The sequence below is a fragment of the Roseovarius sp. MBR-154 genome (assembly GCF_053628595.1).
Genome location: NZ_JBRJGR010000012.1, coordinates 14,385 through 28,016 on the forward strand (window position 1 = coordinate 14,385; position 13,632 = coordinate 28,016).

14 protein-coding genes are annotated in these 13,632 nt (G+C 63.2%); 6 read left to right on the forward strand and 8 right to left on the reverse strand.

Features of this window, described 5'->3' with window-relative positions; translation table 11 throughout:
- Nucleotides 1-27: 27 nt before the first annotated feature.
- Nucleotides 28-729, forward strand: a complete 702-nt coding sequence (sfsA, locus tag ACSSV4_RS14645) for a DNA/RNA nuclease SfsA (RefSeq protein WP_454275876.1) — start codon at nucleotides 28-30, stop codon at nucleotides 727-729.
- A 60-nt stretch (nucleotides 730-789) separates the two neighbouring features.
- Nucleotides 790-1,611, forward strand: a complete 822-nt coding sequence (gene map, locus ACSSV4_RS14650; protein WP_454275877.1) for a type I methionyl aminopeptidase — start codon at nucleotides 790-792, stop codon at nucleotides 1,609-1,611.
- An 8-nt stretch (nucleotides 1,612-1,619) separates the two neighbouring features.
- On the opposite strand, the gene ACSSV4_RS14655 is transcribed toward map, so the two are convergent.
- From ACSSV4_RS14655 to bhcA, 8 genes are all read right to left on the reverse strand, one after another.
- Nucleotides 1,620-2,669, reverse strand: coding sequence for an ABC transporter ATP-binding protein (locus tag ACSSV4_RS14655; protein WP_454275878.1), 1,050 nt, complete (start codon nucleotides 2,667-2,669; stop codon nucleotides 1,620-1,622).
- A gap of 5 nt (nucleotides 2,670-2,674) precedes the next feature.
- On the reverse strand, nucleotides 2,675-3,511 hold the full coding sequence (ugpE, locus tag ACSSV4_RS14660) for a sn-glycerol-3-phosphate ABC transporter permease UgpE (RefSeq protein ID WP_454275963.1): 837 nt from the start codon (nucleotides 3,509-3,511) through the stop codon (nucleotides 2,675-2,677).
- A 20-nt stretch (nucleotides 3,512-3,531) separates the two neighbouring features.
- Nucleotides 3,532-4,413: a sn-glycerol-3-phosphate ABC transporter permease UgpA gene (gene ugpA / locus ACSSV4_RS14665; RefSeq protein ID WP_454275879.1), complete on the reverse strand. Its 882-nt coding sequence runs from the start codon at nucleotides 4,411-4,413 to the stop codon at nucleotides 3,532-3,534.
- Nucleotides 4,414-4,452: 39 nt separating this feature from the next.
- Nucleotides 4,453-5,760 carry a sn-glycerol-3-phosphate ABC transporter substrate-binding protein UgpB gene (ugpB, locus tag ACSSV4_RS14670; protein WP_454275880.1) on the reverse strand — a complete coding sequence of 436 codons (1,308 nt, stop codon included), beginning with the start codon at nucleotides 5,758-5,760 and terminating at the stop codon, nucleotides 4,453-4,455.
- A gap of 142 nt (nucleotides 5,761-5,902) precedes the next feature.
- Nucleotides 5,903-6,895, reverse strand: a complete 993-nt coding sequence (gene bhcD / locus ACSSV4_RS14675) for an iminosuccinate reductase BhcD (protein WP_454275964.1) — start codon at nucleotides 6,893-6,895, stop codon at nucleotides 5,903-5,905.
- Between the two features lie 11 nt (nucleotides 6,896-6,906).
- A complete protein-coding gene (bhcC, locus tag ACSSV4_RS14680) occupies nucleotides 6,907-8,070 on the reverse strand; it encodes a 3-hydroxy-D-aspartate aldolase BhcC (RefSeq protein ID WP_454275881.1) in 1,164 nt (387 codons plus the stop codon).
- 46 nt (nucleotides 8,071-8,116) lie between these two features.
- Nucleotides 8,117-9,085, reverse strand: coding sequence for a beta-hydroxyaspartate dehydratase BhcB (gene bhcB / locus ACSSV4_RS14685; RefSeq protein ID WP_454275882.1), 969 nt, complete (start codon nucleotides 9,083-9,085; stop codon nucleotides 8,117-8,119).
- Nucleotides 9,086-9,096: 11 nt separating this feature from the next.
- Nucleotides 9,097-10,290: an L-aspartate--glyoxylate aminotransferase BhcA gene (gene bhcA / locus ACSSV4_RS14690; protein WP_454275883.1), complete on the reverse strand. Its 1,194-nt coding sequence runs from the start codon at nucleotides 10,288-10,290 to the stop codon at nucleotides 9,097-9,099.
- Nucleotides 10,291-10,493: 203 nt separating this feature from the next.
- On the opposite strand from bhcA, the gene ACSSV4_RS14695 reads away from it, so the two are divergent.
- The 4 genes from ACSSV4_RS14695 (at nucleotide 10,494) to ACSSV4_RS14710 (ending at nucleotide 13,627) form a co-directional block, all read left to right on the forward strand.
- Nucleotides 10,494-11,321, forward strand: a complete 828-nt coding sequence (locus ACSSV4_RS14695; RefSeq protein ID WP_454275884.1) for an IclR family transcriptional regulator — start codon at nucleotides 10,494-10,496, stop codon at nucleotides 11,319-11,321.
- Between the two features lie 144 nt (nucleotides 11,322-11,465).
- Entirely contained in the window at nucleotides 11,466-11,792 is a 327-nt protein-coding gene (gene clpS / locus ACSSV4_RS14700; RefSeq protein ID WP_454275965.1) for an ATP-dependent Clp protease adapter ClpS, read from the forward strand.
- Between the two features lies 1 nt (nucleotide 11,793).
- A complete protein-coding gene (locus ACSSV4_RS14705; protein WP_454275885.1) occupies nucleotides 11,794-12,783 on the forward strand; it encodes a methyltransferase in 990 nt (329 codons plus the stop codon).
- Nucleotides 12,784-12,826: 43 nt separating this feature from the next.
- Nucleotides 12,827-13,627, forward strand: coding sequence for an SDR family NAD(P)-dependent oxidoreductase (locus tag ACSSV4_RS14710; protein WP_454275886.1), 801 nt, complete (start codon nucleotides 12,827-12,829; stop codon nucleotides 13,625-13,627).
- The last annotated feature ends 5 nt before the right edge of the window (nucleotides 13,628-13,632 follow it).

Sequence of the window (13,632 nt, forward strand, 5' to 3'; positions counted from 1 at the left end):
CGGATGCCTTCGGTATAGGCGCAGCGCATGCGCTTTCAAACCCCTCTCGTGCCCGCGCGGCTGATCCGCCGCTACAAGCGGTTCCTGGCCGATATCCGGCTGGAGGATGGCCATGAGGCGGTTGCGCATTGCGCCAATCCCGGCTCGATGATGGGCCTGGCGGAGCCGGGCATGCGGATCTGGGTGGAGCCGAATGACGACCCCAAGAAGAAGTTGAAATACGGCTGGCGGCTGGTCGATCACGAGAACGGGCATTTCACCGGCGTCGATACCGGCCTGCCCAACCGTGCGCTGCGAGCCGCATTGGAGGCGGGCGAGGTCGCGGAACTGGCGGGCTATGCGACCGTGCGCCCGGAACAGAAATACGGCGAAAACAGCCGGATCGACTTTATGCTGTCGGGCGCGGGCCTGCCCGACGCCTATGTCGAGGTGAAATCGGTGACCCTCTCGCGCGCGCCGGGCGTGGCCGAGTTTCCCGACAGCGTCACCGTGCGTGGCGCAAAGCATCTGGGCGAATTGGCGAGGGTCGCGCAGGCGGGGCACCGGGCGGTGCTGTTCTACCTTGTGCAGCGCACCGATGCGCAAACGGTGCGGGTCGCGGGCGATATCGACCCCGGCTATGCACGCGCGCTGGAGGCGGCGCGCGCGGCGGGGGTCACGGTGCTGTCATACCGCGCCGATATCAGCCCCGCTGAGATCACGCTCGGTCACAGCTTGCATCACGACTAGGCACGCGCCTCTGGTCCTTTGGGGCAAATGGGCCTAATTAAAGACGAAACGGACCACACCATGAGGCCAGATGTGAACAAACACCGGGGACGCACCACACGCGATGGCATCCGCATCCACGAGGCGGCGGATTTCGCGGGCATGCATGAAGCAGGGCGGCTGGCGGCGATGATCCTTGACGAGATCGCCGACCATGTGTTCGTGGGCCAGACCACCGGGGCGATTGATGCGCTGATCGAGGAGAAGGTGAACGCCGCCGGGGCCAAATCGGCCACCATCGGTTACAAGGGCTATCAGCATGCCAGTTGCATCAGCGTCAATCACGTGGTCTGCCACGGCATTCCCGGTGACAAGGTGCTCAAGGATGGCGATATCCTGAATGTGGACGTGACCGTGATCGTCGATGGCTGGTTCGGCGATACCAGCCGGATGTATGTGGCGGGCAAGCTGGGGCGCAAGGCCGAGCGGCTGATTCAGGTGACGCATGACGCGCTGATGAAAGGGATCGAGGCGGTGCGCCCGGGCAATACCTTCGGCGATATCGGCCATGCGATTCAGGCCTATGTCGAGGCGCGGCGCATGTCGGTGGTGCGCGATTTCTGCGGCCACGGGCTGGGCCGGGTGTTCCATGCGCCGCCCAACGTGCTGCATTACGGGCGCGCGGGTGCGGGCGCGCTGCTGGAGGAGGGCATGTTCTTCACCATCGAGCCGATGGTCAACCTCGGGCGTGCCGAGACTAAGGTGCTAGCCGATGACTGGACCGCCGTCACCCGAGACAAGTCGCTCTCGGCGCAGTTCGAGCATTCGGTCGGGGTGACGGCAGACGGGGCGGAGATTTTCACGCTGTCGCCTGCGGGCCGGTTTCACCCCACCTGGGGATAGGGCGCGTCTCAGCTCAATCGCTGGCCCGTGGCCCTATCAAAGAAATGCATATGCGCGGGCGTCACCGACAGGCGCAGCGCCTCGCCGCCATGGCCCACGCTGTGCACTCCCGAGAGGCTGGCGGTGAACGCCGACCCGTCCGGCAGTTTGCCATGCAAGAGCGTGTTGGCGCCCAAGGGCTCGGCCAGTTGCACCTGCATGGTGATCGGGCCCTCAGGATCGGGCACCAGATGCTCGGGGCGCAGCCCGAGCATGACGGGGCCCTGTGCGGCAGTCGGATTGGGCAAACGCAAGTCACCGACATGCAACGCGTCGTCGCGGCCCTCGGCCTCGACCACGTTCATCGACGGGCTGCCGATGAACTGCGCGGCGAATAGGCTCGCGGGCCGTTCATAGACATCGAGCGGCGTGCCGATCTGCTCGGCGCGGCCTTCGTTCATCACGATCATCCGGTCGGCCATGGTCATCGCCTCGACCTGATCGTGCGTCACGTAGAGCGCGGTGATCCCCAGCTTGGCCTGCAACTCGCGGATTTCCAGCCGCATCTGCACCCGCAGCTTGGCGTCGAGATTGGACAGCGGCTCGTCGAAAAGAAACACCTTCGGCGCGCGCACGATGGCGCGGCCCATGGCGACGCGCTGCCGCTGGCCGCCCGAGAGCTGCCGGGGCTTGCGATCCAGCAACTCGGTCAGTTGCAACAACTCTGCCGCGCCCTGCACCTTGGCGGCGATCTCCGCCTTGGGCAGCCCCGCGATCCGCAGGCCATAGCCCATATTCTGCGCCACGCTCATATGCGGGTAGAGCGCGTAGTTCTGGAACACCATGGCAATGTCGCGGTCCATAGGCTCAAGGTCATTGGCGCGGGTGCCGCCGATGCGCAATTCGCCCTCGGTGATCGTCTCCAGCCCTGCGACCATGCGCAGGAGCGTGGACTTGCCACAGCCCGAGGGGCCGACGATGACGATGAATTCGCCATCCGCCACATCGACGCTCACGCCCTTGATCACCTCGGTGGGGCCAAAGCGCTTCTTGATATCGTCCAGTTCTACGGTTGCCATGTCGCCTATTTCTCGCTGTCCACGAGGCCGCGGATAAAGAGTTTCTGCATCGAGATGACCACCACCACCGGCGGGATCATCGCAAGGATCGAGGTGGCCATGATCACTGGCCAGTCCGCCACGTCATCGCCCGACGGGAACATCTGCTTGATGCCCATCACGATGGTGTTCATCGAGGGGTCCGTGGTGATCAGCAGCGGCCAGAGGTATTGATTCCAGCCATAGATGAACAGGATCACGAAGAGCGCCGCAATATTGGTGCGGCTCATCGGCAGGAGGATATCCCAGAAAAAACGCATCGGGCGCGCGCCGTCCACCCGAGCCGCCTCGGCCAATTCGTCCGGCACGGTGAGAAAGAATTGCCGGAAAAGGAAGGTCGCGGTGGCCGAGGCGATCAGCGGAAAGATCAGCCCCGAATAGCTGTTGAGCATGCCAAACCCCGCGATCACCTCATAGGTGGGCACGATCCGCACCTCCACGGGCAGCATCAACGTCAGAAAGATCAGCCAGAAGAAGATGTTGCGCGCCGGAAAGCGGAAATAGACGATGGCAAAGGCCGACAGGAGCGAGATGATGATCTTGCCCACCGCGATCCCCACCGCCATGATCAATGAGTTCCCCAGCATCACCGCCACCGGCACGTTGACGCCCGAGACGAGGGCGGCGGTGTAGTTCTCGATGAACCTGTCGCCGGGCCAGACCGGCATCGGCGGCTGCACGATTTCGGGCTGTGAAACGGTCGAGGCGACGAAGGCCAGCCAGATCGGGAAGAAGATCACCAGAACGCCTGCGATCATCGCCAGATGGGTTAGCCACAGGCCGAACCCGCGCTTTTCGACCATGCCTGTGATCTCGGTTGCCATCAGTAATGCACCCGCTTTTCGATATACTTGAATTGCAGCACCGTCAGCAGTCCCACGACGATCAGCAGGATCACCGATTGCGCCGCTGATGATCCCAGATCCTGCCCCACGAACCCGTCGGAGAACACCTTGTAGACAAGGATCGTCGTGGCCTGTTGCGGCCCGCCGGAGGTGATGGTGTGGATGACGCCGAAGGTCTCGAAGAAGGCATAGACGATGTTCACGACCAGCAGGAAGAAGGTGGTGGGCGACAGGAGGGGAAGCACGATGGTAAAGAAGCGCCGCCAGAACCGCGCACCGTCGATGGCGGCGGCCTCGATGATCGAGCGGGGGACGGCCTGCAATGCCGCGAAGAAAAACAGGAAGTTGTAGCTGATCCGCCCCCAGGCGGAGGCGACGACGACCAATCCCATCGCCTCTCCCTCATTGAGGACATGGTTCCAGTCATAGCCCAACTGCCCCAGATACCACGCCACCACGCCCACCCGCGTGTTGAACATGAAGAGCCACAGCACACCTGCCACCGCCGGGGCCACCGCATAGGGCCAAATGAGCAGCGTCCGGTAGACGCCCGCCGATTTCACCAGCCGGTCGGCCATCACCGCGAGAAACAGCGCCGGGATCATCGCGGCGAGCGTGACGAGCGTGGAAAAGATCGCGGTGGTGATGAAAGAGGAGCGGTAATAGGGATCGCTCAGCAGATATTCGAAATTTTCCAGCCCGACGAATTGCGACGACAGGCCGAACGGGTCGGGGATGAACAGCGACTGCCACACCGCCTGACCGGCGGGATAGAAGAAGAACACCGCAGAGATGAACACCTGCGGCGCGATCAGGCAGAGCGGCAGAAGCCAGCCCTTGAAGGTAACGCGCTTTTCCATGCGGGCTGAGGGAGCGGTCACCCGCCCCCTTTTCTGCCTTTAATTGCTGGCACGCTCGAAGCGGCGCAGCAGTTGATTGCCGCGCTCTACCGCCGAGTCGAGCGCCGCCTGCGCGTCCTTGTCCCCGGACCAGACCGCCTCAAGCTCTTCGTCGATGATGCTGCGGATCTGGTCGAAAGAGCCGAGCCGAAGGCCCTTGGAATTGGCAGTGGGCGCGTTGGCGGTCATCTGTTCTACAGCCACCTCGGTCCCGGGGTTCTCCTCATAGAAGCCCTGCTCACGGGTCAATTCGCCGGCCGCTTTGGTGATCGGCAGATAGCCGGTTTCCTGATGCCATTTGGCCTGAATCTCGGGCGACGACAGGAAATTGAGGAAAGCTCCAGCCGCCTCGTATTCGGCAGGCTCATGCCCCTCCATCACCCAGAGCGACGCGCCGCCGATGATGGTGTTCTGCGGCGCACCCTCGACGCCATCCCAATAGGGCAGCGGGCGCACGTCGAAATCGAACTGCGCCTCGGCCTTGATGCCCGCGTAACCGGCCGAGCTTTCGGTGAAGAGCGCGCATTCCCCGGCGCGGAAATTGGCCCCGCCCTCGTTGCGGCGCCCGGCATAGATGAACTTGCCCTCATCGGCCCATTCGCCCATCTGCGCGATATGCTTCACCTGCACTGGCCCGTTGAAGGCCAGTTCGGTATCGAGCCCGGCAAAGCCGTTGTCTTTCGTGGCAAATGGTACGTCGTGATAGGCCGAGAGGTTCTCGAGGTGAATCCAGCTTTGCCAGGCGGTCGTGAGCGGGCAGTCGTGGCCTGCCTCGGCCAGTTGATCCAGAACCGCATCGACATTCTGCCAGGTGCTCAGATCGGTATCGGGGTCGATGCCCGCACCTTCCAGCGCGTCGCGGTTGACCCACAGCACCGGGGTGGAGGAGTTGAACGGCAGCGACAGCATCTGTCCGTCGGTGGTGGTGTAATACCCCTTCACCGCGCCGATATAGGCGTCGGGATCGAACTCGTCCCCTGCCATCACCTCGTGGACCGGCCTGAACGCGCCCTTGGCACCCATCATGGTCGCGGTGCCCACTTCGAACACCATCAGGATATGCGGCTGCTCGCCCGCGCGAAACGCGGCAATCCCGGCATTGAGCGTCTCGGAATAATTGCCCTTGTGGGTGGCAGTAACGGTATAGTCGGACTGGCTTTCGTTGAACGTTTCGACCTGCTCGGCCACCAATTCGCCCAAGCGCCCGGTAAAGGCGTGCCAGAACTGGATTTCGGTTTCGGCCAGTGCGGCCAGCGGTGTGAGCGTCGTGGTGGCGACGAGTGTCGCGCCAAGTGCAAGGCTGCGCATGGTGATCTCTCCCTGAAGTAATGACACATCGCCCATCCCAGGGCGACGGCAGACCACGACAGGCTACACGGAAAACGAGAACAGGCAACCACATGCGCGGCTGCCTGCCCAAAAAATCATCGAAGTTTCACACGGCCCCGGCTCAGAGGCTGACAGGTCTCACCAGCCCCCGTTCCCGCGCGATCCTTGCCGCGACCGAAGCGACGGCGAGATCCTGCAAACCCACGCCGGTGCCATCGAAAAGCGTGATCTCTTCGGCGCTGCTGCGCCCGGCATGGGTGCCGTTGATCACCGCGCCGACGGGGGTGATGTCGCCCTCGGCGATCAGTCCCTGCGCGACCGCATGCTGCGCCTCGCCGATGCTGATCGACTGCGCGATCTCATCGGCAAAGACGGTGGCCCGCTGGAACAGTGCTGGATCGACCTCCTGCTTGCCCTTGGTGTCGGTGCCCATGCAGGCGATATGCGTGCCGGGCTTGATCCAATCGGCCATCAGCAACGGCTCGAAGGCCGAGGTGATCGTGATGATCACATCCGCCTGCGCGCCCAATTCCTCCTGGCTCACGCCTTCGAACTCCAGCCCCAACTCCTCGGCCACCGCTTGCAGACGCGGCAGCATGTCGGGATGCGGGTTCCAGGCCACGACCTTCTCGAAATCGCGCTGCTCGGCGGCGGCGCGCAGTTGGAAGGCGGATTGATGGCCCGCACCGACCATGCCCAGCACCTTGGCATCCTTGCGCGCCAGATGCGCGATCGAGACAGAGGACGAGGCCGCCGTGCGCAGCGCGGTGAGGTAATTGCCCCCCACCAGCGCCGACAACTGCCCGGTATCGGGATCGAACAGGCAAACCGTGGATTGGTGATTGGTCAGCCCCTTGTCCATGTTGCCCGGCCAATAGCCGCCCGCCTTGAGCCCGAGGGTCAGGCCGGATTTGTCAAACCCGCCCTTGAAGCCATAGAGCGCATCGGCATGGCCGATGGCCTCGCGTACCACGGGGAAATTATAGGCATCGCCCTTTGCCATCGCGCCGAAAACGGCCTCGACGGCCGAAAACGCGTCGGCGCGGCTGATCACCTCTTGGCAGATCGCCTCACCGACGATGACGATACCCTGGGCCTCTACTTTCTGATCCATCATGTCCGCCCTCAATAGGCCCGGCCACGGGCCGAGACCGGCCAGACGGTTTCGACCTTGCCGTTGCGGACACCGACATACCAGTCATGCACGTTGCAGGTGGGGTCGCAATGCCCCGGCACGAGGCGCAGTTTCTCGTTCACCTTGAGCACGCCATCGGGATCCGCGACCACGCCGTGCTCGTCCGAGCATTTGACGTATTCCACGTCCTTGCGGCCAAAGATGAAGGGCAGGCCACTATCCACCGACTGCGCCTTGAGGCCCGCATCGACGATGGCCTTGTCGGCCTTGGCATGGCTCATGACAGAGGTCAGGATGAACAGCGCGTTTTCCCACTCGCCCTGATCGATCCGGTTGCCGTCCTTGTCCAGAATGCGACCGTAATCGGCATCCATGAAGGCGTAAGAGCCGCACTGAAGCTCGTTATAGACACCCGAATTGCCCTCGAAATAATAGCTGCCGGTACCGCCGCCGCCGACGATGTCGCACTCCAGCCCCTCGGCCTTCAGACCCTCGACGGCATCGCGCACCTGCGCCACGGCCAGATCGATCTTGGCCTTGCGGTCCTCGTATTTGTCCATGTGCTGCATCGCGCCCTGATAGGCCTGAATGCCCGCGAACTTGAGGCCCGGCGCGCCGTCAATCGCCTTGGCGATCTCGACAACCTCTGGCGTCGTCGTCACGCCGCAGCGCCCCGCGCCACAGTCGATCTCGACCAGACATTCGATCTGGGTGCCATGCTTTTGCGCCGCTGCCGACAGGTCCGCCACATTGGCCAGATCATCGACACAGCAGATCGTGCGCGCGCCCAGCTTGGGCATCCGCGCCAGACGGTCGATCTTGGCGGGGTCGCGCACCTGATTGGACACCAGCACGTCCTTGATTCCGCCACGGGCAAAGACCTCGGCCTCGCTCACTTTCTGACAGCAGACACCGCAGGCGCCACCAAGGCTTTCCTGCAGCTTCGCCACATCCACCGACTTGTGCATCTTGCCATGCACCCGGTGGCGCATGCCGTGCTCGCGGGCCCAATCGCCCATCTTCTTGATGTTGCGCTCCAGCGCGTCGAGATCGAGCACGAGGCAGGGCGTCTGGATCTCGGCTTCGTCCATGCCCGGCAGGGCAGGGATGTCAAAGCCCACTTCGTAGTCTTCGAGATTGATCACGTCTTTCATGGTATCCTCCGGTTTTTCCTCTGGCCGGGCGTGGCCCGGCCTGTTCTCATTTGATCCAGGGCAGTTTGTCGAGATCGACATTGCCGCCGGTGATGATGACGCCTACGCGGCGACCCGCGAACACTTCGCGGTTTTTCAGGATCGTCGCCAGCGGCACGGCACAGCTGGCCTCGATCACGATCTTCATCCGCGCCCAGGTCAGCTTCATCGCGACGATGATTTCCTCTTCGCTGGCGGTCAGGATGTCGGTCACGTTGTGGCTGACGAAATGCCAGGTGTTGTCCTTGAGCGGCACCTTGAGCCCGTCGGCCACCGTCTCTGGCGCGTCATCGGCGATGATATGCCCGGCCTTGAAGCTGCGATAGGCATCGTCGGCCTGCTCTGGCTCGGCGGCATAGATCTGCACATCGGGCGCGATGTTCGAGAGCGTCAGGCACGTGCCTGAGATCATCCCGCCGCCACCGATGGGGGCGATCACGGCGTCAAGCCCCTCGGTCTGCTCCATCATCTCCAACGAACAGGTAGCCTGCCCGGTGATGACGCGCAGGTCATTGTAGGGATGCACGAATTCCGCGCCGGTCTCGGCCTGTACCTTGGCAAACACCTCCTCGCGGCTGGTGGTCGAGGGCTCGCATTCGGTGATGATGCCGCCATAGCCGCGCACCGCGTCCTTCTTGGCCTGCGGCGCGGTGCGGGGCATGACCACGTGACACGGAATGCCGCGCCGTCCGGCTGCATAGCTGAGGCTGAGCGCGTGGTTGCCCGAGCTGTGCGTCGCCACACCCAGCCGTGCCACCTCATCGGTCAGGCCAAAGACCGCGTTCGACGCGCCGCGCACCTTGAACGCACCCGCCTTCTGGAAATTCTCGCATTTGAAGAACAGCTCTGCGCCGGTCAGCTCGTTCAGGAAGGACGAGGTGAGTACGGGCGTGCGGTGGATATAGGGCTTGATCCGCTCATGTGCCGTGCGCACGTCTTCAATCGTCAGATCGCCCGGGTTGCCTTGGTCCAGCATGCTCTCTCCTTTCATGCGGCTTGTTCGGTCAGAACGGGCTTGGCGGTCTTGCGGTAGTAATCCTGCGCCGCGATCACGCCAGAGCCCAGTTTGACCGGGTAGTTCAGATCGGCCATCGCCATTTCGATGGTGGCCAAGCCGGACAGCATCATCGCATCCGTCAGGCTGCCCAGATGGCCGATCCGGAAGGCGCGACCGTTCATCTCTCCGAGGCCCACGCCGAAACTCATGCCATAGGTGGCGAAAGCGTGCTCGGTCAGGATGTTGCTGTCGAATCCTTCCGGCACATATATGGCACTGACCGTGTCCGAGTAAAGCGCGGGCGATTGCGCGACAAGGCTCAGACCCCACGCCTTGACCGCGCGCCGTACGCCTTCGGCAAGGCGCGTGTGGCGGGCATAGACATTTTCCAGCCCTTCCTCGAACAGCATGTTCAGGCTCTCGGCCATGCCGTAGATCAGCTGCAGCGGCGGGGTGTAGGGATAACCGCCCTTGGCATTTGCTCCCAGCATATCACGAAAATCGAAGAAGGTGCGCGGCAGTTTTGCGCTCTCCATCGCCGCGAGCGCCTTGCCGCTGACCGCAAGGATCGCCATGCCGGTGTTCAGCATGAAGCCCTTTTGTGAGCCTGCAACGGCGATATCGACACCCCAGGCGTCCATCTCGAACGGCATCGATGCGAGGGAACTGACGCAATCGACCATCAGCAACGCAGGATGCGCGGCGGCATCCATCGCCCCGCGTACCGCGCCGATGTCGGAGCGCACGCCGGTCGCGGTTTCGTTATGAGTGACCAGCACCGCCTTGATCTCATGTGCGGTATCGGCGCGCAGCGTCTCTTCGAACTTGTCGGCGGGCGCGCCGCTGCCCCAGGGGCATTCGATGATGTGAACGTTCAGCCCATGCCGCTCGCACATGTCGATCCAGCGATGGCTGAACATGCCATAGCGCGCGACCAGAACGGTGTCGCCGGGGCTGAGTGTGTTGCTGATCGCCGCTTCCCAGCCGCCGGTGCCCGAGGCGGGGAATGTGATGATCTTGGCGTCCTTTGTGCCGAAGACTGTCTTGCAGCCCTCCAGCACCGGTTTCAGCGTGTTGACGAAGGCGGGCGAGCGGTGGTCTTGCGTCTGCACCTGCATCGCGCGGCGCAGCCGGTCGGGAATATTGGTCGGGCCGGGAATGAAAACCGGGTTTTGATCTGACATGACACCATCCTCCTTGGGTGATGCTCGACTATGGCGCAAACAGACCCATTTTGCAATTTTCTTGAAAGATTTTTCCATTATTAAAACAAAATACTCAACTCACTGAAAATATTTACTATTCATTTTTTCATAATCGTCTATATTGGATTTGTGAAAAATATTTTTACTTTATATACCGTGATGCAAACAGGGACTCATGCGACATGACCCAGACCAAACGCCCCCGGGGCCGCCCGAAATCCCAATTCTCCGAGAGCAGCGCCGGCACGATGCAATCGCTTGACCGCGCGCTCGGCGTTCTCACCGCCGTGGCACGGCAGGAGGGGGTCAATCTCAGCGACCTGTCGTTGTCGCTCGGCATTCCCACGGCCACCACGCACCGCATTCTCACCACCCTGCAAAAGCGCGACTTCGTCCGTTTCGACGAGGAGCGGCAGGACTGGACCATCGGGATCGAGGCCTATCGCACGGGCGTCGCCTATCTCAAGCGCACCAACCTGTCGGATGCGGGCCGCCCGGTGATGCGCCGCCTGATGGAACAGACCGGCGAGACGGCCAATCTCGCGGTGCCGGACGGGGCCGAGGTGGTGTTCATCGGACAGGTCGAGACCAGCAACCCGATACGGGCCTTCTTTCCGCCCGGCTCGCGCACGCCGATGCATGCCTCGGGCACGGGCAAGGCCATACTCGCGACGCTGTCGGAGGAGCGTCGCCTTGCGCTTCTGAAAGGGGCCGGGCTTCAGGGCTTTACAGAGAACACCCATGTCACGCCGCGCGCGCTCTTCGAAGACCTTGAACAGACAGCGACGCGCGGCTGGTCCTTTGACCGCAACGAGCGTTACGAGGGAATGTCCTGTATCGGGGCTGCGATCTTCAACGACCGGGGAGAGCCCTGTGCAGGCGTGTCGATCTCGGGTCCGTCCTCGCGCTTCTCCGACGCCCGCCTGCCCGAATTCGGCCGCGCCGTGGCGCAGGCGGCGGCGCAGATCACCCATCTGATCGCGGGGCAGGGGCGCGACCACGCCGGATAGCCCCATGCCGGAAAATTTGACCTCCCGAATCCCGGTCTGCCCCTTTTCTCGGGAGGGGCATAGGTTATATAGAGGGGCCGAACGGATGGACCTTTTGCGCAACAAGGGTGTGACAGCAAAGCGATGACAGTGCAGTTTCCCCAAATGGCCGGTCCGGGCAAGGACGAGGATGGCGATGATGACGCCTCCGTCGCGATCAAGACGCGGCCCAAGACGCAGCGCCCGCCGCTTTACAAGGTGCTGCTGCTGAATGATGATTACACCCCGATGGAATTCGTCGTCGCGGTGCTGGAGCGGTTCTTCGGCATGTCGCACGCGCAGGCCTTCGAGATCATGCTGACGGTGCATAAAAAGGGCGTCGCGGTTGTCGGCGTGTTCAGCCACGAGATTGCCGAGACCAAGGTCGCACAGGTGATGGATTTCGCCCGCCGCCATCAGCATCCGCTGCAATGCACCATGGAAAAGGAATAGCGTGAGCACGCCCTCACGCCTGTCGCTTGCCATCGAATCTGGCACCGTGATTCTGCCCGAGGCGGGTCGTATCGCCGTGTTTGCACTGCGCGCCGCGGCGGACATCACGGCGCTGCCCGCCGAACGGGTGCAGGTCATCACCACGATGAAACCCGATTTCGACGCGTATGCGGCGCGCGGCTATGATTGCGCGGTGGCCCCCGAGGGGCGCTACGCGGCGGCGCTCGTCTGTCTGCCCCGCGCCAAGCCGCTGGCGCGCGCGATGATCGCGCAGGCGGCAGATGTGACCGACGGTCCGGTGATCATTGACGGCGACAAGTCCGACGGGGTCGAATCGATCCTCAAGGACTGCCGCAGGCGGGTTGAGACCGGCGCGCCGCTCTCCAAGGCGCATGGCAAGATCTTCACTCTGCCAGCAGACGCCGAATTTGCCGATTGGCGCGGCACCGAGAGCGAAATCGCGGGCGGCTATGTCACCGCACCGGGCGTCTTTTCCGCCGACGGGATCGATCCGGGCTCGGACTGGCTGGCCCGCGCGCTGCCCGACAAGCTGGGCGCGCATGTGATCGACCTTGGCGCAGGCTGGGGATATCTGGCGGCGCAGGTGCTGGGCCGCGAGAGCATAACCCGGCTCGATCTGGTGGAGGCCGATCACGCCGCTCTCATGTGTGCGCAGCGCAACGTGCTCGATCCGCGCGCTGCGTTCCATTGGGCCGACGCCACCCATTGGCAGCCCGACAGCCGCGCCGACAGCGTCATCATGAACCCGCCCTTTCACACCGGGCGCAGCGCCGATCCCGATCTGGGCCGCGCGTTCATCGCCGCGGCGGCGCGCGCGCTCAAGCCATCTGGCATGCTCTGGCTGGTGGCCAATCGGCATCTGCCCTATGAGGCAACGCTGGCGCAACGCTTCAAACATGTCGAAGAGATCGCAGGCGACACTCGCTTCAAGATCCTTCAGGCGCGTCACCCGTCTCGTCAGACGCTGTAGAATCGCCTAATCTCCGCCAAACCTCAGCTCGAAAGGGGCTTTCATGTCATTCTCCATCGCGGGCAAGACCGCCATCGTGACCGGCGGCGCCAACGGGATAGGCCTCGCCATAGGGCGGCATTTCGTGGACAAGGGCGCCAATGTCATGTTTGCCGACAAGGACGAGGAGCAGTTCAAGAACGAACTGGGGAAAGCGGCCGAGGCCGACAACGTGCGCTATTTCGCGGGCGATCTGCGGCAGAAACTGGCGCAGGCCAATCTGCTCTCGGCCACCATCGACGCGTTTGACCAGATAGACATCCTCGTCAATGCCTGCCGTCAGGTGGTGCCCTCGGATGCGCTCAACCCCGAGGATGACGCGGTCGAGATGCTGTTGCAGCAGAACCTGATGACCTCGCTGCGGATGAGCCAGCAGGTCGCGAAGCGCATGATCAAGCAGGCCGAAGGCCAGACCGAGGGCGTCGCGGGCACCATTGTGAACCTCTCCTCCATCGCCGCGCGCCGCACCCATCCCGATCTCATGGCCTATTCGATCTCCTCGGCGGCGCTCGACCAGATGACGCGCAGCCTTGCCGTGGCGCTCGCGCCGTATCGCATCCGCGTCAACGCGGTGGCGTTCGGCTCTGTGATGAGCGCCTCGCTGAAGGACACGCTGCGCGAGCACAGCGACTACCGCGACGATATCGAGTGTCACACCCCGCTTGGACGGATTGCCTCGGCGACCGAACTCGCCGAGGCGGTGCAGTACCTTGCTTGCGACGGCTCCAGCTTCATGACCGGGCAGATCATGACCATGGACGGCGGGCGCACCCTGCTTGATCCCGTCGCCGCCCCGGCGCATTAATGGGG

What these genes read in the sequence shown, in the direction of transcription:
- sfsA (WP_454275876.1), top strand. Translation starts at nt 28, where the DNA reads ATGCGCTTTCAAACCCCTCTCGTGCCCGCGCGGCTGATCCGCCGCTAC.
- map (WP_454275877.1), top strand. Translation starts at nt 790, where the DNA reads ATGAGGCCAGATGTGAACAAACACCGGGGACGCACCACACGCGATGGC.
- ACSSV4_RS14655 (WP_454275878.1), bottom strand. Translation starts at nt 2,669, where the DNA reads ATGGCAACCGTAGAACTGGACGATATCAAGAAGCGCTTTGGCCCCACC.
- ugpE (WP_454275963.1), bottom strand. Translation starts at nt 3,511, where the DNA reads ATGGTCGAAAAGCGCGGGTTCGGCCTGTGGCTAACCCATCTGGCGATG.
- ugpA (WP_454275879.1), bottom strand. Translation starts at nt 4,413, where the DNA reads ATGGAAAAGCGCGTTACCTTCAAGGGCTGGCTTCTGCCGCTCTGCCTG.
- ugpB (WP_454275880.1), bottom strand. Translation starts at nt 5,760, where the DNA reads ATGCGCAGCCTTGCACTTGGCGCGACACTCGTCGCCACCACGACGCTC.
- bhcD (WP_454275964.1), bottom strand. Translation starts at nt 6,895, where the DNA reads ATGGATCAGAAAGTAGAGGCCCAGGGTATCGTCATCGTCGGTGAGGCG.
- bhcC (WP_454275881.1), bottom strand. Translation starts at nt 8,070, where the DNA reads ATGAAAGACGTGATCAATCTCGAAGACTACGAAGTGGGCTTTGACATC.
- bhcB (WP_454275882.1), bottom strand. Translation starts at nt 9,085, where the DNA reads ATGCTGGACCAAGGCAACCCGGGCGATCTGACGATTGAAGACGTGCGC.
- bhcA (WP_454275883.1), bottom strand. Translation starts at nt 10,290, where the DNA reads ATGTCAGATCAAAACCCGGTTTTCATTCCCGGCCCGACCAATATTCCC.
- ACSSV4_RS14695 (WP_454275884.1), top strand. Translation starts at nt 10,494, where the DNA reads ATGACCCAGACCAAACGCCCCCGGGGCCGCCCGAAATCCCAATTCTCC.
- clpS (WP_454275965.1), top strand. Translation starts at nt 11,466, where the DNA reads ATGGCCGGTCCGGGCAAGGACGAGGATGGCGATGATGACGCCTCCGTC.
- ACSSV4_RS14710 (WP_454275886.1), top strand. Translation starts at nt 12,827, where the DNA reads ATGTCATTCTCCATCGCGGGCAAGACCGCCATCGTGACCGGCGGCGCC.